The sequence below is a fragment of the Kerstersia gyiorum genome (genome assembly GCF_004216755.1).
GTDB classification, from domain to species: domain Bacteria; phylum Pseudomonadota; class Gammaproteobacteria; order Burkholderiales; family Burkholderiaceae_B; genus Kerstersia; species Kerstersia gyiorum.
Window position 1 is genome coordinate 1373486 of record NZ_SGWZ01000001.1, and the last position, 21300, is coordinate 1394785.

The following is a 21300-nucleotide window of genomic DNA, read 5'->3' on the forward strand; positions in this document are numbered from 1 at the left end:
CTTCAGGAGACGTTCATGACCGCATCGAAGGGAAACCCGGGCAAGCGCCCGCTGGGCCGCTCCGGCCTGGAAATCGCGCCGCTGGTGTTCGGCGGCAATGTGTTCGGCTGGACGGTGGACGAGAAACGCTCCTTCGAATTGCTGGACCGTTTCTTCGACGCCGGTTTCAATGCCGTCGATACGGCCGACGTCTATTCGGCCTGGGTGCCGGGCAACCAGGGCGGGGAATCGGAAACCATCATCGGCAATTGGTTCAAGGCCTCGCCATCTCGGCGCAGCCAGGCCGTGCTGATCACCAAGGTCGGCTGGCCTGACGCCCCGGGCGGCGGCGGATTGAAGGCGGAATACATCCTGAAGGCCGTGGAAGATTCGCTCAGGCGCCTGCAGACCGACTATATCGACCTGTACTTCAGCCACCATCCGGATGCGCAGACGCCCATCGAGGAGACGTTGCGGGCCCATGAAAAACTGCTGCAGCAAGGCAAGGTGCGCGCCATCGGCGCTTCCAACTATGATGCCGCGCAGCTGCGCGAGGCCTTGACGGTCTCCGAGCGCGAAAACCTGCCGCGCTATGACGTCCTGCAACCCGAGTACAACCTGTATGATCGGGCCGGTTTCGAAGGCGCCTTGCGGGCCTTGGCACGCGACGCAGGGCTGGGGGTCATCACTTACTTCAGCCTGGCTTCCGGCTTCCTGTCCGGCAAGTACCGCAGCCTGGACGACCTGGGGCAGAGCGCCCGGGGCAGCCGCGTGGAAAAATATCTGAACCCGCGTGGCCTGCGCATCCTGGATGCACTGGATAAAGTGGCGGGGCGGCACAATGCCCGGCCGGCGGAAGTGGCGTTGGCATGGCTGATAGGCAGCGATGGCGTGACTGCGCCTATCGCCAGCGCCACGCGCCTGGATCAGTTGGAAAGCCTGCTCAAGGCCACAACCCTGCGGCTGTCGGCGGAAGATTACGCCGTGCTGGACCAGGCCAGCGTCGCGTCTTCCTGACACCCAAGCAAGTGGGCGGCGAGCTGGCCAGCATGCCGCGATAACGGTTCCCCGGCCCGCGTGCACAGTACCAGCGTGCGCTCGGCCCAGGCGTCTTCCAGTGTGAGGCGGCGGATGCCAGAATGGCGGGCGCAGCGCACGGCCGTGACTTTGGGCACCACGGCGATGCCGGCGCCGCTGCCGACCATCCGGCATACGGCCTCGAAGCTGCGTGCGCGTATGCGATAGGCCGGCAGGCCGCCATGCTGGCGGCGCGCATGCTGGGCGATGTGCTGCTGCAGCGCGCTGTCGTTGTCCAGGCCGACGAAATCCGCGCCGGCCACTTCGTCGAAACCAATGCTGCGCCGCGCTGCCAGCGCATGCCCGGGCGGAACGATCAGCACCAGCGTGTCGTGGCGGAAGGGCAGTTGGCGCAAGCCCGACAGGTCCGCGCTGTCGGCGGCAATGCCCAGTTCGCAGGCGCCGCGCCGCAAGGCATCGACGACTTCATGGCTGGCACGTTCCTCAATATCAATGGAAATGCCCGGATAGCGATGCAGGAAGCTGCCCAGCAGGGTGGGCAGGTATTCGCTGAACGCCGCGCCGTTGCTGCTCATGCGCACCAGGCCCTTGAGCCCCTGGCCGTATTGCTGCAGTTCGCCGTGCATCAGTGCCATTTGCTGGGTCATGAGCCGCGCATGGTGCAGCAGGGTTTGTCCGGCGGGAGTGGGCGTCACGCCGCGCCGGTCGCGCCGCAGCAGTGCAACCCCAAGCGTGGCTTCCATGCCGCGCACGCGTTCGCTGGCTGATGCCAGCGTCAGGTGGGAACGTTCTGCGCCGGCGGTGATGGTCCCGCTCTCGCAGATGTGCTGGAACAGGCTCAGGTCCGTCAGGTCGAAGCGCATGGGAAATTCCGCAACTTGGCAGGCTCAGTGTCAGCCTTAGGTTTTCAGGTGTCCGGCGGACCGCCGGCGGTTCAGGCCATGCCACATGATAGCTGCCGAAATAGCGAAAATTATCGCTTATAGACACCATTCTTCGATGCCTGCCAGTGCCTGGGGCGCGTGTTGGGTTGCGGTAGCCGTGACTGAAATAGGCTAAGGATAGGCCTGAGGCTGGGTCAAGAATATCCCGATCACACCAGGGCCGGGCAGCGGCGCACAATACCGTGAATTTCCATAGTGGCCGACGTGGCCCGGGAGCATGGCAATGGTGTTGTCCGTACATGAAGTGTCAGTGGGTGTCCTGCTTGCAGTGGTGGCGGTCTTTTTGCTGGCAGGTGTCGTCAAGGGCGTGGTGGGCCTGGGATTGCCGACGATTTCCATGGCTTTGCTGGCCCTGTTGATTGCTCCGGCGCAAGCGGCCGCCTTGCTGGTCGTGCCGTCCTTGCTGACGAATCTCTGGCAGGCTGGCCCCTGGCGTGCGGTCAGGACGGAGGTAGGCAGGCTGGGCGGGCTGCTGGCCGGTTGTGTCGCCGGGACGCTGGCCGGCGCGGCCTGGCTGGGGGCGCCGGCAGGCGGTGCCGCCAGCGTGGTGCTGGGCCTGGCATTGCTGGCCTATGCCGCATGGGGGCTGGCTGGCCGCAGGTTTCTTGTGCCGCGCCGCCATGAGGCTTGGATGGGACCGCTGGCCGGCCTGCTGACCGGTTTGCTGACAGCCGCTTCAGGCGTGTTTGTCTTGCCGGCTGTGCCCTATCTGCAAGGCTTGGGCCTCGCCAAGGATGAACTCATACGCGCCATGGGGCTGGCTTTTACCGCATCGACGCTGGCGTTGGCCGCCGGATTGTGGTTGAACGCCAGTTACGATGGCTGGACCTTGGCGGCTTCCTGCCTGATGTTGCTGCCCGCCGTGGCGGGCATGCAACTGGGTGCGGCGCTACGCGCCCGATTGTCGCTTGAACACTTCCGTTTCTGTTTCTTCCTGTGCCTGGCCGGGCTGGGTCTGCACATGATCCTGCGTCAGTGGGGCTGACGCGACGCCGGCCCCTGCTATAGCAGACCGCGCAGTTCCCGGGCGGCATCAAGCATGGCCGGCAATATGTCCTGGCGAACCTGCAGGGTTGTACGGCCTTGTGTGGATGAAACGATATTCAGCGCGGCCAGGGCCATGCCCTTCATGTTGCGCAGCGGGATGGCCAGCGCATGCACGCCCAGTTCATGCTCTTCGCTGACCTGGCAGAAATCCTGTTTGCGCGCGGTTTCGAGGCTGCCACGCAGTTCCCTGATGTCGGTGATCGAGTTCGGAGTAAGACGCGGCAGTTCGCGCATGCTGCCGGGCGCGGGGCCCTCTAGCCAGTGAGCCAGTTCCTGGGGGGCCAGCAGGGCCAGCATCATGCGTCCGGTAGACGTCGCATGGGCAGGCAGGCGCGCCCCGAGATGCAAGCCGTAAGGCAGCATGGCGCGCTCGCCTCCCCCGTAATTGGCGCTGCGGGCCACAATGACGCTTTCATCGCCATCCAGCACGGCAACGGAGAACGATCCACCGGTCTGTGCTGCCAGCCGGTTGAGCGTGGCCTGCACCACGCGTGGCAGGCGTGCAGAGGATAAATAGCTGCCGGAGAAGCGCAGTACCTTGGGGGACAGCCAGAAATAATGTCCATCGCTCTCAAGGTAGCCCAAATGCGTGAGTGTCAGCAGGTGACGCCTGGCGGCGGCGCGTGTCAGTCCGGCGCGTTCGGCGGCCAGGGTGGCATTGAGGCGCTGGCGTTCGGTATCGAAGCTTTCCAGGACTGCCAGCCCCTTGGCCAGGCCGGCAATGAAATCCGCATGGGCGATGCCGCCGGCAGACAGTGCTGGCTGCGTGGTCGGATGGGTGTTCGAGTGGGGGCCAATCCCGGGCGGGTGGGAGTTCGGCATGGTGCGCGGTCCGTTCAGTTGAGCGACGAGACAGTTAGGTTTTATCAATAATTGCGCGATTATCGCACGGCCATTCTAATGATCGCGCAATAGCCAGGGCGGGCCATGGCGCAAAGAAAGCCGGTCTCTTAGTCTGTGAGCGTCGGTTCGGAATCAGATTCCGGCCAAGCAAAAATCACAAGGAGACTCCCCCATGCGTACCCAAGTCGTCATCGTTGGCGCCGGTCCTTCCGGTTTGCTGCTGGGCCAGTTGCTGTACAAGGCCGGCATCGACAACATCATCCTTGAACGCCAGACTGGCGAATATGTGCTGGGCCGCATCCGGGCCGGCGTGTTGGAGCAGGTGGCGGTCGATCTGCTGGATCGTGCTGGCGTGGGTTCTCGCATGCACGAGGAAGGCTTGCCCCACCACGGTATTGAGTTGTTGTTCAAGGGCGAGCGCCACCGTATCGACCTGACGGGGCTGTCCGGCGGCAAGTCGGTGCTGGTCTACGGTCAGACCGAAGTGACCCGCGACCTGATGGAAGTCCGGGCTGCCGAAGGCCTGACGACCATCTACGAGGCGTCCAATGTCAGCCTGCATGATTTCGACAGCGAACGCCCGCGTGTGCGCTATACCAAAAATGGCCAGGAGCACGAGATCGAATGCGATTTCATCGCTGGCTGTGATGGCTTCCATGGCGTGAGCCGCGCCAGCGTACCGGCGTCCGCCATCCACAATTACGAGAAAGTCTATCCGTTTGGCTGGTTGGGCCTGCTGTCCGACACGCCACCGGTCAGCGACGAACTGATTTATGCCAATACGCCACGGGGCTTCGCGCTGTGCAGCATGCGTAGCCTGACGCGCAGCCGCTATTACCTGCAGGTGCCACTGACCGACAAGGTCGAATCGTGGAGCGACGAGGCCTTCTGGAACGAATTGCGCCTGCGCCTGGATGCCGAGGCCCGCGAACGCCTGGTGACCGGCCCGTCGCTGGAAAAGAGCATTGCCCCGCTGCGCAGCTTCGTGGCGGAACCCATGCGCTTTGGCCGGCTGTTCCTGGCTGGCGACGCCGCGCACATCGTGCCGCCCACGGGCGCCAAGGGCCTGAACCTGGCCGCGTCCGATGTGGGCTATCTGTCCGAATCCATCACCGAGTACTATGACGAGAAGAGCCAGGCTGGTATCGACACTTACTCGCAGCGTTGCCTGAGCCGTATCTGGAAGGCCGAGCGCTTCTCCTGGTGGTTTACGTCGCTGATGCACCGTTTCCCTGCCGAAGGGGAGTTCGGCCAGAAGATTCAGGAAGCCGAGCTGGAGTACTTGGTGAAATCCGTGGCGGCATCGACGTCGCTGGCGGAGAACTATGTCGGCCTGCCGATGAAATAAGGCCGGTTCCGCGATGCGCGGAAAAGCAGGCATCTGCCGTTTCCGGCCCTTGGGGCGGAAACGGTTTTTTTGCCGTGATGCGTTTTTACTGCCCGCTCGCCCGCAGCAGCCGGGGCGGTTCAGACTTCCTGACGGGAAGGGTCTGGCGCGAACAACGTGGCGAGTATGTCTATGCCGTGGCCGATGGCCGTGTCTATGGCCTGAGCCGGACTGAGGGCATAGGCCACGGCAGCATCTGCGGCGTTGGCAAATGCCGGTACGGGATAGGTGAAACCAGGGTCGTCGGGCTGGCTGGCCTTGCGTATGTCCAGCGTGGCGGTGAAAGCCGGGCCGGAGCCATTGGCGCCTTCAGGCGCGGTGGACAGGCGAGCGAGCAGCAGATAGCCCTTGTAGATGTAGCGATTCGGGTACACCAGGCACATCTCCTGTAGAGCATCTTGGCCGGTCATGGACCCGGTAAGGGGCCTGGCGCCCCGAGGGCGGACCGCGCAAGACGGTGACTACCCGGAGCCGAAAGCTGCCGGATCGTGGCGGAGACGCGCCGACCTGGAAAGCAGGCGTGCTTCACGACCGATCCCCGGTGGCAGACGGCGCACGCAGGTGGTCAGGAATTGATCACTATGGAGAGTATCCTGCGGCCTGTCAAGTGTTGCCTGCTGAAAACGGGAAATTCGGCGATGTGTGTGTATTGTGGTGCTTACATCGCCAGAATTCAGTCAAAATTCTGTTTCTGCCATGAAAATGACATGTTCGGCATGCACGGAGGCTGGCAGCCGTGTCCCACATGGCAATAGCGGCGGGTCTGGGACTGGTGCGTGTTTTTTTCAGGGAGGGCGGGCAGGGATAATTCTGGCCATGCCTTCATGGCAATGTTGCAAAGCCGCCATACAATATCCCGCTAGCAGCAGGAGAAGGCTTATATGACAGATGCTCAGAACCCCACGCAATTTTCCTCGGATGGCGAAGCCCTGTGGCTGGTTCCCCCGACCCACGACGGCCAGGCGCCGGGACAACTGTTCGTCATGTTCCATGGCCAGGGAGGCGAACCGGCAGACCTGCTCTGGCTGGCCCGCACCCTGCAGGCGCAATGGCCAGGCGCAGCCATCATGGCTTTGCGCGCTCCCTATCCCGCAGGGGCCAGCGAAGCCGAGGGCCGGCAGTGGTTCGTCGCAGATGAATTGAATGCCGATGAGCTGGCCGGGCAGGTCGCAGCCGGCCTGCCGCCGTTGCTCAAGCTGATTCGCCGCGTGCAGGCGCAATGGCAGATTGCTCCTGCCGCCACGGCCTTGTTCGGCCTGGGGCAAGGCGGGTTGGTGGCGCTCGAATTGTCTGCAGCCGACCATGCGCTGGCTGGCCGCGTAATCGCCTTTTCCGCCGGTTATGCCAGCTTGCCGCAGGCAGCCGCGCCGGAAACCAGCGTGCACCTGCTGCATGGTGCCGAGGACGATGTCGTGCCGCCGTCGTCCTCGCAGGATGCCTACGACCGTATCCAGGAACTCGAAGGCGACGCCACGCTGGATATCCTGCCCGATATCGGCCACGAGCTGAATGTCGCGCTGGTGACCCGCGCTATCGAGCGCCTGCGTACCCATGTGCCCCTGCATATCTGGCAAAGCGCGCTGATGAGCGCGCGCCAGTCCAGCTGAATGATGTGCTCGGCCCGCCCGCATGGCGGTGCGGGCCTTCCGACAACCCACGCTTAGGCCCTCAACCGTTACCCGGCAGGCCAGGAGAGTTTACGGATGTCCGCGTATTTTCCTTCGGTGGTACTCACTCCGGAACCGGTCGATTTCCAGTCCTTCGAGGTCGCCGCAGCGGCGGTGGACCGCCTGATCGAGATTTACGAGCGCAATACCGCATTCCTGCGCAGCCATTTCGCAGAACTTGCCCGTGGCGAGCCCTTGCCACGTTCTGCCCGCGTGCGGGCCTGGTATCCCGCGATCCGCATCCAGGTCGATACCTATGACCTGGTTGATACGCGGCTGTCCTACGGCCATGTTTCCGAGCCCGGCGTCTACGAGGCCACCATTACCCAGCCGCGCTTGTTCCAGGCCTACCTGGTGGAGCAGATCGGCCTGTTGCTGCTGCATCACAAAGTGAAGGTAGCGGTCGGTGAATCGGAGACGCCCATTCCGCTGCATTTCGCGTTCCCTGGCGGGGCGCACGTGGAGGGCGTGGACCTGGCCGCGCTGGGTCGTCCGCTGCGCGATATTTTCGATGTGCCCGACCTGACCATCACCGACGATGCCATTGTCAACGGCAGCTGGCGTCCGGTAGCGGGCAAGCCGCACCCGCTGGCGCCTTTTACTGCGCCGCGGGTGGATTATTCCTTGCATCGCCTGCAGCACTACACCGCGACGTCTCCTGCGCATTTCCAGAATTTCGTGCTCTTCACCAATTACCAGTTCTACGTGGACGAGTTCTGCGCCTACGCCCGTGCCAGGCTGGCCGACGGCGTCGGTGGCTACGAATCCTTCATCGAGCCGGGCAATGTCGTCACGCTGCGCGGCGAGGCTGAACCCGTCTCGGGTACGGCGCCTGAGCGCCTGCCCCAAATGCCGGCCTATCACCTCTGCCGGGCAGGTCATGGCGGCATCACGCTGATCAATATCGGTGTCGGCCCGTCCAATGCCAAGACCATCACGGATCACGTCGCGGTATTGCGGCCGCAAGCCTGGCTGATGGTGGGGCATTGCGCCGGTTTGCGTTCGACCCAGCGCCTTGGAGATTACGTGCTGGCGCATGGTTATGTCAGGGATGATCACGTGCTGGATGCAGACCTGCCGCTGTGGGTCCCGGTCCCGCCGCTGGCGGAAGTCCAGGTGGCGCTGGAAACGGCCGTCGAGAAAATTGCCGGCCTGTCAGGCTGGGAGCTCAAGCGCATCATGCGTACCGGTACAGTGGCCAGCATAGACAACCGCAACTGGGAGTTGCGCGATCACCAGGAACTGGTCGAGCGCTTCGCGCAGTCGCGTGCCATTGCCCTGGATATGGAATCGGCCACGATTGCCGCTAACGGGTTCCGCCTGCGAGTGCCGTACGGTACCTTGCTTTGCGTCTCCGACAAGCCGTTGCATGGAGAGCTGAAGCTGCCGGGCATGGCCAATGACTTCTACCGGCGTCAGGTCGGCCAGCACCTGCAGATTGGCATCCATGCGCTGGAACTGCTGGCCAGCATGCCCAAGGAAAGGCTGCACTCGCGCAAGCTGCGCAGTTTCATCGAAACGGCTTTCCAGTAGGCGGGTGTTGGCGGCCTGCTCCGTCCGGCTTCAGTCCTGCTCCAGCAGTAGGGCCAGCGCGGGAGAGAACTGCTTGCTGCGGTGGCGGATGCGGTAGAGCTGGCGGTGTAGTGGTGGCAGGGCGGTGCGCAGCAGCGCCAGGCGGCCCAGATCCACCAGGTCCTGAACCGCGCTGCGGGACAGGCAGGCGATGCCCAGGCCAGCGGCTGCGGCCTGCTTGATGGCCTCGGTGCTGCCCAGCTGCAAGGCCAGGTCGAAGTTGCCCAGATGCGGCAGCAGCACGTTATCCACGGCCTCGCGGGTGCCAGACCCGCTTTCCCGCAGCAGCCAACGTTGCTTGCGCAGTTCTGCCAGCGGGCAGGGGGTCTGGGATTGCGCCAGCGGATGGTGTGCAGCCACGACGAACACCAGTTCGTCGCTGAGCCAGGGCAGCGCTTCCAGTTCGTCGGCATGGCAGGGGCCTTCGATGACGCCGGCGTCGACTTCGCGGCGCAGCACAGCGCCCACGATTTCCTGGGTATTGCCGATGCGCATTTCCACGCTGGCCAAGGCATGGGCCTCCAGCAGCCGGGCAATCCGGGCCGGCATCAGATAATTCCCGATGGTTGTACTGGCGCCCAGGCGGATGCGTGCCGGTAGTGGCGCGCCAGGGTTGCCGCCATCCATGCCGAAATGGGTTTCTATCGTGCGCGCCATATCCAGCAGCGAGCGTGCCGGGTCCAGCAGGGCGCGCCCGGTCTCATTGAGCTGCAGGCGCTTGCCCACGCGGTCGAATAGGCTGGCGCCCAGCATGGCTTCCAGTTCTCCCAGCGCGGCGCTGGTGGCGGATTGCGATAGCGGGATGCTGCTGGCAGCCGCTGTCGTGCTGCCATGTTCGGCGATGGCCGTGAAAATATGCAGCTGCCTCAGAGTGATGCGCATCGGGCGGTTTGATCTATTTGAAATTACGATAGGTTATAGAAATATAACCTGTTTTACAGATATTCCTTCTGCATTCATTATGTGTTCAATTCATAAGGAATTGTTCCGTAATGACTGCTAATAATATATTGACTGCGGGCAGGGACGGCTGTCCGGCGCTGCGCGGCGAGGCAAAGGAAGATCGTCCGGCACGGGAAGGGCAGGGCATGCTGCATGAAGGCTCCCCGGCATTGACCGCAGGCGCGGCCTATGCTGCAGCGGCTGCGCCGGCAAGAGTTTCCCCAGGTGCCCAGGCGCCGGCAGGCAGGTCGTGGCAGCCGGGCGCACTGGTCGCCGGGCTGCTGCTGACTGGCAGCATTGCGGCGGCCGCGCAATGGCTCAGCAGCCAGCCGTGGGCTCAGACGCATGGTATAGCGGCGCTGACCCTGGCCATCGTGCTGGGGATGCTGGTTGGCAATACGGTGTATCCGTCAGTGGCAGGCAGGCTGGGTGCCGGGGTCGATTTCTCCAAGACGCGGCTATTGCGTGCCGGCATCGTGCTGTATGGGCTACGGCTGACTTTCTCCGACGTGGCCCTGGTAGGTTATGAAGGGGTGTTGCTGGACGCCTGTATGCTGCTCTCCACTTTCTGTCTGGCATGGTGGCTGGGGACGCGTTGGCTGAGCCTGGACCGCCAGACTGCGCTGCTGATCGGCGCAGGCAGTTCGATTTGCGGCGCAGCGGCCGTGATGGCGGCCGGTCCGGTGGTGGGCGGGCGGGCAGCCCAGATCAGCGTGGCGGTAGCGACGGTGGTGATCTTCGGCACCTTGGCGATGTTTGCCTGGCCTGCCTTGTATCACCTGGGGCAAGAGTGGGGGTGGGTGCACATGGATGCGCGGCAGGCGGGCGTGTTCATCGGCGCGACGGTGCATGAGGTGGCGCAAGTGGTGGCTGCCGGGCGTGCGCTGGGCAGCGATGCAGCGGATGCTGCCGTGATTGCGAAGATGGTGCGGGTAATGATGCTGGCACCCTTCCTGCTCGGGCTTGCATTGTTGCTGGCTCGGCGGGGGGCGAGCAACGGGGCCCCGGCGCAGGGGCGGCGCGGGATCGCGATTCCCTGGTTCGCGTTCGGTTTCATCCTGATGGCGGCATTCAATTCGCTGGTCGAACTGCCTTCCGAACTGGTGCGTGTCGCACTCGACCTGGACACCATTATGCTTGCCATGGCCATGGCCGCCCTGGGACTGACGACGCATGTGTCGGCATTGCGCCGGGCTGGATTGCGCCCCTTGCTGCTGGCAGCGATGCTGTTTGCCTGGCTGCTTGGGGGCGGGCTGGCGATGAACGCCTTGGTGCATGCCCTCCTGGCCTGACGGCGAGCGTCGTTCAACATGCCTGCAGATGGGGCTTCATTAGTGCCTCGAACCAGTCCATGAATACCGCCAGCCGGCGTGAGCGCTGGCGGCGATGCGGATAGAGTAGTGATACTTGCAAGGGGGCTGCGCGATGGTCAGGCATGACTTCCTGTAGTTCTCCCGCGTCGATCAGGTGCTGCACGTCGAAACCGGGTATCTGGATCAATCCCAGACCCGTGCGGCAGCACGCAATGTAGTTCTCCGCGTTATTCGTTACGACTTGGCTGGGTATGGGCACACTGTGCTCGGCGCCGTCGGCGGAAATATAGCTCCACGGTATTTCTCGCCCGGTGGACGGAGAGGCGTAACCGACCATCCAGTGTTTGCTGCAGAGCTCCTCGGGGTGCTCTGGTATGCCTTGTTCTTGCAGGTAGGCGGGGCTGGCGCAGTTGATCAGCCTGATCAGGCCCAACGGCCGGACGGCAAGTGCGGTGTTCGGCAACGCGCCGACACGCACCACGCAGTCAATGCCTTCCCGTACCAGATCAACGGCGCGATCGCTGGAACCCAGGATGAGTCGCAATTGGGGATGCTGCCGCAAAAGCATGGGTAATGCCGGCACGATAAGCCTGCGCGCGATGCGGCTGGGCACATCAATTCGCAGCTGCCCTGACACCTGGCGCTGGCTGGCTTGGAACATCGTGTCTATGTTTTCTACATCCGCCAGTAGCGGGCGTATGCGTTCGAGCAACTGCATACCGTCGGCGGTCAGATGTACCTGGCGTGTGGTCCGGTGCAACAGACGTGTACCTACCTGAGCTTCCAGTTGCTGGATGGCCGCCGACACCGAGGCACGCGGCAACTCCAGTGCATGCGCCGTCTTGATGAAACTGCCCATCTCCGCAATCTGAGCGAAGATACGGTACTGATCGAGCCTGTCCATAGTCTCCCCATGGTGCTGGCGCCCAGGTCCAGGCTATTTTGCTGTTCCCGGTTCAGCCAGCAAATGCTCGAGTGGGGGCACCGCCAGCCTGCTTATTTGGTGGTGTAGCCGCCGTTGATCAGGATGGTCTGGCCTGTGATCCACCAGCCGTCGCTAACCAGGTGGCGGATGAAGGGTACGACGTCTTCGATGTCCGTCAGGCCGGTTTTACTGAACAGAGAAAGCGCTGCCGCAGTTTTGTGATAGGCCACGGCATCGGCGCCTTCAGCCGGGTAGAAAAACGGCGTGTCCATCGGACCCGGTCCAACTGCTGTGACTGAAATGCCGCGTGCAGCAAATTCCTTTGCCGCGGCACGGGTGAAGTGCTCTACCGGCGCCTTGGTGCCTGCATACGCAGCATAGAACGGAGTGAAAGCCCCGAGTAGCGAGGTTACCAGGGTAAGCACCTTGCCGTTGTCGTTGACGTGTTTGCCGGCTTCCTTGAGGAAAAAGAATGCGCTTTTGGTGTTTACTGCCGACATGTCGTCGTACTCGGCTTCGCTGGTTTCGGTGATCGGTTTCTTGAGCACCTTGCCTACGGTATTGATGGCAATGTCAGGTCTGCCTACGGCGGCAATGGCATCGGTGAATAGTTTCTCGACGGCAGCTGCTGTGGTGAGGTCTGCCTGGATTGCCACGGCATGCGCGCCGGTTGCCTTGACGGCCGTAATTGTGGCCTCTGCATCACCCTGGCTGGCGTCACTGTTGTAGTGGATTGCCACTGCCTTGGCGCCATGTTGGGCCAGATCACGGGCGATCAGGCCGCCGAGGTTTTTGGCCCCGCCGGCGATGAGAACGGTTTTGCCTTTGATGGAATGGTCTGCCATGGGACTCTCCTTTGCAAATGGGGATGCCCCCAGCTTAGGCCGGGGGTGCCCGGAGATAAACCACCTGGCCCTGGATGGATTATCCAGGAAATCCATCCAATGAATTGTCTCAGCCTGGCGTGGACTACTGATCGCGCCGATAGTGGCGTGCGCTAAATGCCTGACTGATAGCGTTCGTGTACCAGCTTCCGGATGGACGCCTTGAGCAGCTTGCCTGTGGCTGTGTGCGGCAGTTCGTCGACGATCAGTACATCGTCGGGAATGCTCCACTTGGCGATCTTGTCCTTGTAGATGTCCAGCATGTCGTCGCGTGTGAAGGTGTGGCCAGGCCGGATAACGGCCACCAGGATGGGGCGTTCGCCCCAACGCGGATCTGGCATGGCGACCACGGCGGCTTCCTGGATGGCGGGATGCGCCTGCGCCAGGTTTTCCAGCTCGACCGAACTGATCCATTCACCGCCCGATTTGACCACGTCCTTGTTGCGGTCGACGATCTGTACGAAACCATCTTCGTCCATGGTGATGATGTCGCCAGTGTCGAACCAGCCCGGGACCAGGGTGTGGGCGGGACTGGTTGGCGCGTTGTAGTAGCTGCCGGCTACCCAGGGACCGCGGATCAGCATGGAGCCGAACGACTTGCCGTCGCGCGCCACCGTCTGGCCGTCCTGGCCGTGAATCATGAATTCCATGCCGAAGACGGGGCGGCCCTGCTTGGCCTCCAGCATCAGGCGCTGCTCGGGTGTCAGTGCGGCATGCTTGGGTAGAAGGCTGCAGGACAGGCCGACCGGACTGGTTTCCGTCATGCCCCAGGCGTGGCGGGTCTCGATGCCCATGCGCCGGAACCGTTCCAGCATGATGGGAGGCGCTGCTGCACCGCCTATCGCCACGCGGCGCAGGTCCGGCAGGCTCTGGCGGTTGCTTTCCATCCAGTCCTGCAGTGCCAGCCAGACGGTGGGCACCCCTGCCGTGAAAGTCACTTTTTCGCTGGCGAACAGTTCGTGCAGGCTGGCGCCGTCCAGGCGCGGTCCGGGCATGACCAGCTTGGCGCCGACCATCGGTCCGGCGAAGGGCAGGCCCCAGGCATTGACGTGAAACATCGGCACGACAGGTACGATGGTATCGCTGGCGGAAAGCCCGAGCACGTCTGGTGCCGGGATGGCCATGGCATGCAGCACCGTGGACCGATGGCTGTACAGCACGCCCTTGGGCTCGCCGGTCGTGCCGGAGGTATAGCAAAGGCCGGAAGCGGTGTTCTCGTCGAAGACCGGCCAGTCGTACTCTGGCGATTCGCCGCCGATCAAGGTTTCATAGCTGATCAGGCCGGGCAGCGAGCTCGACGAAGGCATGTGGGCGTCGTCGGTCAGCAGGACGACTGCCTTCATGCCGCCCAGCTGATCCGCCAGTGATTCCAGCAGAGGCAGGAACGTGAGGTCAGCAAAGATCGCACTGTCCTCGGCGTGGCGGATGATGTAGCTGATCTGCTCCTTGAACAGCCTGGGGTTGATGGTGTGGCATACCAGTCCGGAACCAGACGTGCCGTAATACAGCTCCAGGTGGCGGTAGCCATTCCAGGCCAGGGTGGCGACGCGGTCGCCGAGCTTGAGGCCCAGGCGCTGCAGGGCGTTGGCGAGCTGCTGGCTGCGCCGCCAGGCGTCAGCATAGGTGTAGCGGTGCAACGGGCCTTCCACGGTGCGCGACACGATTTCGGTCTTTCCGTGGTAGGTGGCCGCGTGACGCAGAACCGATGAAATCAGCAGGGGCTGGTGCATCATATTGCCGAGCATGGGTTGTCTCCTCCAGGTGTCGGCGCAGGTCAGAATGCGTCTGCTGCCAGTTTTGCAAGCTCGGCTGCATCGGCGCGGATTGCCTGTTCCAGCGCGATCGTCTGCGGCAGCAGGCGGGTCACGAAGAAGCGCGCGGCGGCCAGTTTGCGTTGATGCAGCGGCGTTGCACCCGCCTGGCTCTTGCCGGCCATGCGTACCCACAGCCAGCCATAGGCTACCAGTGCGAAAAAGCGCAGGTAGTCGGTGGCGGCTGCTCCCAGGGTATTGGCGTCATGCGCGGACGACAACAGGTATCCGGTCACACTTTCCAGGCGCTGCAGGGCATCCAGTACGGGAGCGGCCAGGTCGGCGGTGTTGCCGGCCCGGGCCTGTTCCAGTTCCTTGCGCACGAGCGCGAAGAAGCTGCTGGCGAGTGCGCCGTTCGCCATGGGCAACTTGCGGCCGACCAGGTCCATGGCCTGCACGCCATTGGTGCCTTCGTAGATCTGCGTGATCCGGGCATCGCGCACATATTGCTCCATGCCCCATTCGCGGATGTAGCCGTGGCCGCCGAAAACCTGCTGACTGAGTACGGCGGTTTCGAAGCCGAAGTCGGTGAAGGCTGCCTTGATCACGGGCGTGAGCAGCGCGACGAAGCCGTCGGCCTGCTGACGCGTGGCGGCATCGGGATGGCGGGCTGCGGTGTCCATCTGCAATGCCGTCCAGACGGCCAGCGCGCGTCCTGCGTCGTTCAGTGCGCGGCCGGTCAGCAGCATGCGGCGCACGTCGGCGTGTTCGATGATGGCTACCGGGCCGCGGCTGCCGTCGGCCGAGCGGCCTTGCAGGCGTTCACGCGCATAGGCGGCCGCCTTCTGGTTGGCGGCTTCGCCCAGGCCCAGGCCTTGAATGCCGACGAACAGGCGTTCCGCATTCATCATGGTGAACATGGCGTTGAGTCCGCGCCCGGCTTCGCCCACGAGCCAGCCGATGGCGCCGTCGTAATTCATGACGCAGGTAGGCTGGGCATGGATGCCCATTTTGTGTTCCAGCGCGCCCACCGACATGTTGTTGCGCTCACCTATTTCGCCATTGGCGTCCGGCAGGAACTTGGGCACCAGGAACAGGCTGATGCCTTTCACGCCAGGGGCTGCGCCAGGCAAGCGTGCCAGGACCAGGTGGATGATGTTGCCGCCAAAATCCTGGTCGCCGGAGGAAATGAAGATCTTGGTGCCGGTGATGCGGTAGCTGCCATCGTCCAGCGGTTCGGCGCGGGTGGTGAGCAGGCCCAGGTCCGTGCCAGCGGACGCTTCGGTCAGGGCCATGGCGCCAGTCCATTCGCCGCTGATCATGCGCGGCAGGTAAAGCCCCTTGAGCGCCGGGCTGGCGTGGTGAGTGAGCGTTTCCACCGCTCCGTGCGTCAGGCCGGGGAACAGGCCGAAGGAAAGATTGACGGACGACACCATTTCGTTGAGCAGGATCTGCAAGGTCAGCGGCAGGCCCTGACCGCCATAGTCGGCGGAACCGGACAGCCCGCACCAGCCGGCTTCGCGGAAGGCTTGGTAGGCCGAGGCCAGCCCGGGAGGGGTGATGACCTGGCCGTTCTCCAGGCGGCAGCCGGTTTCATCGCCACTGCGGTTGAGCGGTTCCAGCACTTCGACGCAGAACTTGCCGCCTTCTTCCAGGATGCTGAGGGCAAGATCGGTGTCCACCTCTTCGCAGCCCGGCAAGACGGCCATGCTGGCATTGAAATCGAAGACGTCGGACAGCAGGAATTGTGCATCTTCAGTCGTGGGGATATAAGCAGTCATCGTGTTTCCTTGTGTCTAGGGACGGCGAGTCGAATCAATTGCGCAGGGGCTTTCCAGTGTCCAGCATATGACGGACACGCGCCTGGCTGGCAGGCGTGGCGAGCAGTTCAAGAAAGGCGGAGCGCTCCAGTTTCAGCAGCGCGGCTTCCGCCACCGGGTAAAGCGGGCCGGCGCCGGCGCCGCCGCTCAATACTTCCGCCAGGGCGGTATTGACCACATCATCGTGCGGAGTGGCGCGTCCTGCCAAGGTTTCCGTGGCAATCAGGTTTTTCAGCGCTGCCAGCCCCGAGGCGCCCGCCACGGTCACGCAGGCCGGTTCGGGCGGCAGGTAGTCGCGAGCCAGCGCCAGCGCTTTGGTCTTGGCGTCGGCCAGCAAGCGGCTGCGGTTCATGGTGATGCCGTCGCTGTCTTTCAGAAAGCCCAGCCTGCGGGCATCGAACGCACTGCTGGAGACTCTCGCGGCAGCGATGAGCTGAAAGGCGGCAATGGACGGGGCGACCGGCCCATGGGGCACGCCCGATGCGGCCTGCATGCGCAGCAGCATCTCCTTGCAGCCACCCCAGCCGGGGATGACGCCGATACGCGTTTCGACCAGTCCCATGGACAGCTCGGCGTGCGCCTGGATGGCGTCGCAGTGCAGCAGGATTTCGCAGCCGCCACCCAGGGCCAGGCCGGCCGCCGCGCCGACTACCGGGAAGGGGGCATACTTGATGGCCTGGAAGGTGCCATGGCCCAGGTCGAGAAAACGTTCCAGGGCCGGTTGGCCGTGCTGCTCCAGGGTTTCAAGAAAGACCCGGAGATCGGCGCCCGCGCTGAATGCCTGCGCGTCGCTGCCGATCACCAGCGCCTGAAAATGCTCCTGTGTATGCGCCAGCGCGGCCTGTATGGTTTCCAGCAGCGTGGGATTAAAGGTATTCATCTTGGTCCGGAAAGCCAGGCCAGCCACGCCGTCGCCCAGGTCCCAGAGCGCCGCGGTACTCCAACTGGCAACAGGCTGTTGCGCCAGGGCCAGGTCGCCCAGCAGCAGCACGCCAGGTGCCTGGCGCAGTGGCTGGTGGCTGCCGTCCGGCAGCAGGCAGGCACGGCGGTCGTCGCGTACCGAATAGAAACTGCCATGGCGCGCCGCCAGGGCGAGGTAGGGCGGCACCGGCAGGCCACGCGCCTGCAGGCGCTGCGCCAGCCAGTCTGTGCCCAGTTTGTCCATCAGTTCGAATGGACCCTGTTTCCAGCCATAGCCGTTGCGCATGGCTTCGTCGATATCGAAGGGGGTATCGGCAATTTCCGGCACCAGCGCGGCAGCGTAGGCCAGGGCGCGCTCCATGACGGCTGCCGCATACTGGCCGCCAGGCGCAGGGTGTTCCATCAGCGCACGCGGGTCGCCCTGGCTGGCCTGCAGGCTTTCCGAGGCCACGCTGCGCTGTGGCCGGTACTCGCCGGTTGCCAGGTCGATGACATCGCGCTGGCGGCGGTCGGCCGATAGGCGTACGAAACCGGCCCCGCTTTTGCGGCCCAGGCGATTCTCGCGGATCATGCGGGCAATCAGCGGCGGCTCTGCATCGCAATCCTGGATGGCGTCGCCGGCAGGCGTGGCCTGTTGCAGGATGCGCAGGATCATGGGCATGAGGTCGATGCCGACGAGATCCAGCAGGCCGAAAATGCCGGTGGCCGGGATGCCGAAAGGCCGGCTGATGATGGCATCGGCTTCCTCTACGTCCAGTCCCAGGCGGATGGCTTCGTTCTGAGCCACGACCATCCAGTAATTGCCGATGCGGTTGCCGATGAAGCCCGGCGTGTCCTTGCAATGCACCACGCTTTTACCCAGCTGGCGGTCGGCGAAGTAGGTCAGTGTTTCAGTGGCTTCCTTGCGGGTTTGCGGGCCGCTCACCAGTTCCAGCAGCCGCATGATGCGCGGCGGGTTGAAAAAGTGGGTAATGAGGAAGTCGCCGCAGAAGCGTTCGGGCATGCCGGCCGTGAGTGCGGCAAGCGGAATCGTCGATGTATTCGAGGACACCAGGCTGCCGGGCTTGCGCGTCTTTTCGATATCGCGGTACAGCGCCTGTTTGATGTCCAGCTTTTCGGCGACGGCTTCTATGATCCAGTCGGCATCGGCAATGGCGGGCAGGTCGGCAGCAACTGCGCCCGTGCGCACACGGGCTGCGAAGGCGGGGTCCATGAACCCGCCTGCTTTCAGCTGGCGGGCGATGCCGGCATCGGCCTGGGCTTTTTCCAGGTCCAGCAGGACGACTTGAAGGCCGGCATTGGCCAGGTGGGCGGCAATGCCAGCGCCCATGACACCAGCGCCGATGACGGCGGCTTTTTGAATTGGGGCGTTCATGTCAGGCAGCCTCCAGCACCATGGCGATGCCCTGGCCGCCGCCTATGCACTGGGTTGCCAGTGCATAGCGTCCGCCATCGCGGTGCAGCAGGCTGGCAGCCTTGCCGACCAGGCGTGCGCCCGTGGCGCCGAGCGGGTGGCCCAGCGCGATGGCGCCGCCGTCGCGGTTCAGCCGGGCGGGATCGAGATCGAGATCCTTGCAGCAGGCCAGTACTTGTACGGCAAACGCTTCGTTCATTTCAATGACGTCCAGTTGCTGCGCGCTTATGCCGGCACGGGCCAGGGCCTTGCGCGTGGCTTCGACCGGTCCTATGCCCATGATGTCTGGGGCGCAGCCCGAGATGGCATAGCCGGCAACGCGAGCCAGCGGCTGCAGATGGTGACGGCGTACGAAATCGCCGGAGCACACCAGGGTGGCGCTGGCGCCGTCCGTCAGGGGCGACGCATTGCCTGCGGTGACGCTGCCTTCGGCTTTGAAGACGGTCTTCAGGCCGGCGAGCTTGTCGGCGTCCGTGGCCCTGGGGCAGCCGTCCTCGGTCACACCGTCGATTGGTGTGATTTCCGCAGACAGGCGGCCTTCCGCGCGGGCGGCCAGTGCTTTACGCTGGCTTTCCAGGGCATAGGCATCCTGTTCAGCCCGGCCGATGCTGTAACGGCTGGCCAGGTTTTCGGCCGTCAGGCCCATATTCAGCAGTGCCGTGCGCAGAGCATCGTCCCATGCGGGATTGGGCAGCGGATTGAAACCCATCATCGGTACCCGACTCATGCTTTCCACGCCGCCGGCGATAAAGGCTTCGCCGGCGCCCATGGCAATGGCGCCGGCCGCCATTTGCACGGCTTGCAGCGAAGAACCGCACCAGCGATTGACGGTAGAGGCGCCAACCGACAGCGGCAGGCCAGCCGTGAGCGCCGCACAGCGGGCGATGTTCAGGCCCTGTTCCCCTTCGGGAAAGGCGCAGCCCAGGTTGACGTCTTCCAGCAAGGCCGGGTCCAGGCCCGAACGGCGTACCAGCGCAGCGATCACGCTGGCGGCGAGATCGTCGGGCCTGACGCCGGCCAGCGCGCCGCGATGGGCCGGCGTGAAAGGACTGCGCAGGTAATCGACGATGAATGCGGTTGTCATGGAGTCTCCGGTAAGGAATGTCTATGCATTACATATTGGGATAGTTGGGTCCGCCGCCGCCTTCCGGTGGCGTCCAGGTAATGTTCTGGGCAGGGTCCTTGATGTCACAGGTCTTGCAGTGCACGCAGTTCTGCGCGTTGATGACGAAACGCGGCGCGCCAGCCGGCATGGCTGGGTCCGTGGGGTTGCTGGTGGCAGGGGCGTCATCGACGATTTCGTAGACGCCCGCCGGACAGTAGAGCCGTGCAGGTTCGCCATAGCGCGGCAGATTGCTGCCTATCGGGATGGCGGGGTCGGCCAGCTTCAGGTGGATGGGCTGGTCTTCCGCATGGCTGGTGCTGGACAGGAAGACAGAGGAAAGCTTGTCGAAGGTCAGGATGCCGTCATATTTCGGATACACGATGGGCCGGACTGCGGCCAGCGGCTTCAGACAGGCGTGATCGGGCTTGCGGTGGGCCAGGGTGCCGAATGGGGATTTGCCGGTCCAGGTCTGTAACCACATGTCCAGGCCGCCCAGGCCGATCCCGGCCGGCGTGCCATAGCGTGACCACAGCGGCTTGACGTTGCGCACGGGCTTGAGGTCGCGGCCGATCGCAGAGTCGCGCCAGCCGTCGTCATAGGCGTCAAGGATGTCATGTCCGCGCCCGGCGGCCAGGGCATCGAAGGCAGCGTCCGCCGCCTGCATGCCGGAATGCAGGGCGTTGTGGCTGCCTTTGATGCGTGGCACGTTCATGAAACCGGCGGCACAGCCTGTCAGCGCGCCGCCGGGAAAGGCCAGCCTCGGCACGGACTGCCAGCCGCCTTCGGTCAGCGCCCGTGCGCCGTAGGCCAGGCGCCGCGCGCCCTCGAAGGTGCCACGGATCAGGGGATGCGTCTTGAAGCGCTGGAATTCGTCGTAAGGGGACAGCGTCGGATTCTGGTAGTCCAGGTGCAGGACGAAGCCGACGGTGACCAGATGGTCGTCGAAGTGATACAGGAAGGACCCCCCGCCGGTCTGCCGGTCCAGCGGCCAGCCGAATGAGTGCTGGACCAGGCCAGGCTGGAACGCATCGGGCGTGACCTGCCACAGCTCCTTGATGCCTATGCCGAACTTCTGCGGTGAACGCCCGGACTCCAGGCCATATCGGGCGAGCAATTGCTTGCTCAGGCTGCCGCGCGCGCCTTCCGCGAAGAGCGTATAGCGGGCCCGCAGTTCCATGCCCGGCGCATGGTCGGCACGAGGTTCGCCATCGCGGCCTATGCCCATGTCGCCGGTCGCGATGCCACAGACGGCGCCCTTGTCGTCGTACAGCACTTCGGTGGCGGCAAATCCAGGGTAGATTTCCACGCCCAGGGCCTCGGCGCGGCTGGCGAGGTAACGCGCCAGGCTGCCCAGCGAAGCTATGAAGTTGCCATGGTTGTTCATCAGCGGCGGCATCATCCGGTTGGGCAGTCGCATGCCACCGGTACGCCACAGCAAGTAGAAGCGATCGTCGCTGACCTGCGTCTTGAGTGGCCGGTCTGCATCATCGCGCCAGTCGGGCAGCAATGCATCCAGCCCCGACGGGTCAATGACGGCGCCCGACAGGATATGCGCGCCGACTTCCGATCCTTTTTCCACGACCACGACGGAAATCTCGCGCCCTTCCGCCTGTGCCCGTTGCTTGAGCCGGATGGCTGCGGCCAGGCCGGCCGGACCCGCGCCGACGATGACCACATCGAAGTCCATGGATTCGCGCTGGGTATTGCTCGTCACGGCATGTGTTCCTTGTGTAGGTTGAAAATGCGCG

General features: G+C 63.9%; 17 protein-coding genes. 6 read left to right on the plus strand and 11 right to left on the minus strand.

What is annotated here, in order from left to right:
* The first annotated feature begins 15 nt into the window (after nt 1-15).
* On the plus strand, nt 16-996 hold the full coding sequence (locus tag EV679_RS06075) for an aldo/keto reductase (protein WP_130486701.1): 981 nt from the start codon (nt 16-18) through the stop codon (nt 994-996).
* Here EV679_RS06075 and EV679_RS06080 read toward each other — a convergent pair.
* Nucleotides 957-1880, minus strand: coding sequence for a LysR substrate-binding domain-containing protein (locus EV679_RS06080; RefSeq protein WP_130486702.1), 924 nt, complete (start codon nt 1878-1880; stop codon nt 957-959). The genes EV679_RS06075 and EV679_RS06080 overlap by 40 nt on opposite strands.
* A gap of 304 nt (nt 1881-2184) precedes the next feature.
* Here EV679_RS06080 and EV679_RS06085 point away from each other — a divergent pair, with 304 nt between their 5' ends.
* On the plus strand, nt 2185-2946 hold the full coding sequence (locus tag EV679_RS06085) for a TSUP family transporter (RefSeq protein ID WP_130486703.1): 762 nt from the start codon (nt 2185-2187) through the stop codon (nt 2944-2946).
* Between the two features lie 17 nt (nt 2947-2963).
* Here the strand turns inward: EV679_RS06085 and EV679_RS06090 are convergent, their stop codons facing one another.
* Nucleotides 2964-3764: an IclR family transcriptional regulator domain-containing protein gene (locus EV679_RS06090; protein ID WP_068367625.1), complete on the minus strand. Its 801-nt coding sequence runs from the start codon at nt 3762-3764 to the stop codon at nt 2964-2966.
* A 259-nt stretch (nt 3765-4023) separates the two neighbouring features.
* On the opposite strand from EV679_RS06090, the gene pobA reads away from it, so the two are divergent.
* Nucleotides 4024-5199, plus strand: a complete 1176-nt coding sequence (gene pobA, locus EV679_RS06095) for a 4-hydroxybenzoate 3-monooxygenase (protein ID WP_068366182.1) — start codon at nt 4024-4026, stop codon at nt 5197-5199.
* Between the two features lie 119 nt (nt 5200-5318).
* Here the strand turns inward: pobA and EV679_RS06100 are convergent, their stop codons facing one another.
* Nucleotides 5319-5612: a hypothetical protein gene (locus EV679_RS06100; RefSeq protein WP_127774787.1), complete on the minus strand. Its 294-nt coding sequence runs from the start codon at nt 5610-5612 to the stop codon at nt 5319-5321.
* Between the two features lie 507 nt (nt 5613-6119).
* Here EV679_RS06100 and ypfH point away from each other — a divergent pair.
* Both ypfH and EV679_RS06110 read left to right on the plus strand, forming a co-directional pair.
* On the plus strand, nt 6120-6845 hold the full coding sequence (gene ypfH / locus EV679_RS06105) for an esterase (RefSeq protein WP_083969556.1): 726 nt from the start codon (nt 6120-6122) through the stop codon (nt 6843-6845).
* A 96-nt stretch (nt 6846-6941) separates the two neighbouring features.
* A complete protein-coding gene (locus EV679_RS06110) occupies nt 6942-8438 on the plus strand; it encodes an AMP nucleosidase (protein ID WP_127774786.1) in 1497 nt (498 codons plus the stop codon).
* Between the two features lie 30 nt (nt 8439-8468).
* Here the strand turns inward: EV679_RS06110 and EV679_RS06115 are convergent, their stop codons facing one another.
* Nucleotides 8469-9359, minus strand: coding sequence for a LysR family transcriptional regulator (locus tag EV679_RS06115; protein WP_127774785.1), 891 nt, complete (start codon nt 9357-9359; stop codon nt 8469-8471).
* Nucleotides 9360-9469: 110 nt separating this feature from the next.
* Here EV679_RS06115 and EV679_RS06120 point away from each other — a divergent pair, with 110 nt between their 5' ends.
* Nucleotides 9470-10711 carry a YeiH family protein gene (locus EV679_RS06120; protein ID WP_242611427.1) on the plus strand — a complete coding sequence of 414 codons (1242 nt, stop codon included), beginning with the start codon at nt 9470-9472 and terminating at the stop codon, nt 10709-10711.
* 13 nt (nt 10712-10724) lie between these two features.
* On the opposite strand, the gene EV679_RS06125 is transcribed toward EV679_RS06120, so the two are convergent.
* From EV679_RS06125 to EV679_RS06155, 7 genes are all read right to left on the minus strand, one after another.
* Nucleotides 10725-11636, minus strand: coding sequence for a LysR family transcriptional regulator (locus EV679_RS06125; RefSeq protein WP_130486704.1), 912 nt, complete (start codon nt 11634-11636; stop codon nt 10725-10727).
* 92 nt (nt 11637-11728) lie between these two features.
* Nucleotides 11729-12502: an SDR family oxidoreductase gene (locus EV679_RS06130; RefSeq protein ID WP_130486705.1), complete on the minus strand. Its 774-nt coding sequence runs from the start codon at nt 12500-12502 to the stop codon at nt 11729-11731.
* 152 nt (nt 12503-12654) lie between these two features.
* On the minus strand, nt 12655-14286 hold the full coding sequence (locus EV679_RS06135) for a long-chain-fatty-acid--CoA ligase (RefSeq protein WP_130486706.1): 1632 nt from the start codon (nt 14284-14286) through the stop codon (nt 12655-12657).
* Between the two features lie 29 nt (nt 14287-14315).
* Nucleotides 14316-16073, minus strand: coding sequence for an acyl-CoA dehydrogenase C-terminal domain-containing protein (locus tag EV679_RS06140; RefSeq protein ID WP_130486707.1), 1758 nt, complete (start codon nt 16071-16073; stop codon nt 14316-14318).
* A 34-nt stretch (nt 16074-16107) separates the two neighbouring features.
* Entirely contained in the window at nt 16108-18408 is a 2301-nt protein-coding gene (locus tag EV679_RS06145; protein ID WP_130486708.1) for a 3-hydroxyacyl-CoA dehydrogenase/enoyl-CoA hydratase family protein, read from the minus strand.
* A gap of 1 nt (nt 18409) precedes the next feature.
* Nucleotides 18410-19531: a thiolase family protein gene (locus EV679_RS06150; protein WP_068370358.1), complete on the minus strand. Its 1122-nt coding sequence runs from the start codon at nt 19529-19531 to the stop codon at nt 18410-18412.
* A 28-nt stretch (nt 19532-19559) separates the two neighbouring features.
* On the minus strand, nt 19560-21239 hold the full coding sequence (locus tag EV679_RS06155) for an electron transfer flavoprotein-ubiquinone oxidoreductase (protein WP_130486789.1): 1680 nt from the start codon (nt 21237-21239) through the stop codon (nt 19560-19562).
* Nucleotides 21240-21300: the final 61 nt, after the last annotated feature.

Excerpts from the sequence above, each read along its gene's own strand:
- EV679_RS06075 (WP_130486701.1), top strand. The coding sequence starts at position 16 with ATGACCGCATCGAAGGGAAACCCGGGCAAGCGCCCGCTGGGCCGCTCC.
- EV679_RS06080 (WP_130486702.1), bottom strand. The coding sequence starts at position 1,880 with ATGCGCTTCGACCTGACGGACCTGAGCCTGTTCCAGCACATCTGCGAG.
- EV679_RS06085 (WP_130486703.1), top strand. The coding sequence starts at position 2,185 with ATGGTGTTGTCCGTACATGAAGTGTCAGTGGGTGTCCTGCTTGCAGTG.
- pobA (WP_068366182.1), top strand. The coding sequence starts at position 4,024 with ATGCGTACCCAAGTCGTCATCGTTGGCGCCGGTCCTTCCGGTTTGCTG.
- ypfH (WP_083969556.1), top strand. The coding sequence starts at position 6,120 with ATGACAGATGCTCAGAACCCCACGCAATTTTCCTCGGATGGCGAAGCC.
- EV679_RS06110 (WP_127774786.1), top strand. The coding sequence starts at position 6,942 with ATGTCCGCGTATTTTCCTTCGGTGGTACTCACTCCGGAACCGGTCGAT.
- EV679_RS06115 (WP_127774785.1), bottom strand. The coding sequence starts at position 9,359 with ATGCGCATCACTCTGAGGCAGCTGCATATTTTCACGGCCATCGCCGAA.
- EV679_RS06120 (WP_242611427.1), top strand. The coding sequence starts at position 9,470 with ATGACTGCTAATAATATATTGACTGCGGGCAGGGACGGCTGTCCGGCG.
- EV679_RS06125 (WP_130486704.1), bottom strand. The coding sequence starts at position 11,636 with ATGGACAGGCTCGATCAGTACCGTATCTTCGCTCAGATTGCGGAGATG.
- EV679_RS06130 (WP_130486705.1), bottom strand. The coding sequence starts at position 12,502 with ATGGCAGACCATTCCATCAAAGGCAAAACCGTTCTCATCGCCGGCGGG.
- EV679_RS06135 (WP_130486706.1), bottom strand. The coding sequence starts at position 14,286 with ATGCTCGGCAATATGATGCACCAGCCCCTGCTGATTTCATCGGTTCTG.
- EV679_RS06140 (WP_130486707.1), bottom strand. The coding sequence starts at position 16,073 with ATGACTGCTTATATCCCCACGACTGAAGATGCACAATTCCTGCTGTCC.
- EV679_RS06145 (WP_130486708.1), bottom strand. The coding sequence starts at position 18,408 with ATGAACGCCCCAATTCAAAAAGCCGCCGTCATCGGCGCTGGTGTCATG.
- EV679_RS06150 (WP_068370358.1), bottom strand. The coding sequence starts at position 19,531 with ATGACAACCGCATTCATCGTCGATTACCTGCGCAGTCCTTTCACGCCG.
- EV679_RS06155 (WP_130486789.1), bottom strand. The coding sequence starts at position 21,239 with ATGGACTTCGATGTGGTCATCGTCGGCGCGGGTCCGGCCGGCCTGGCC.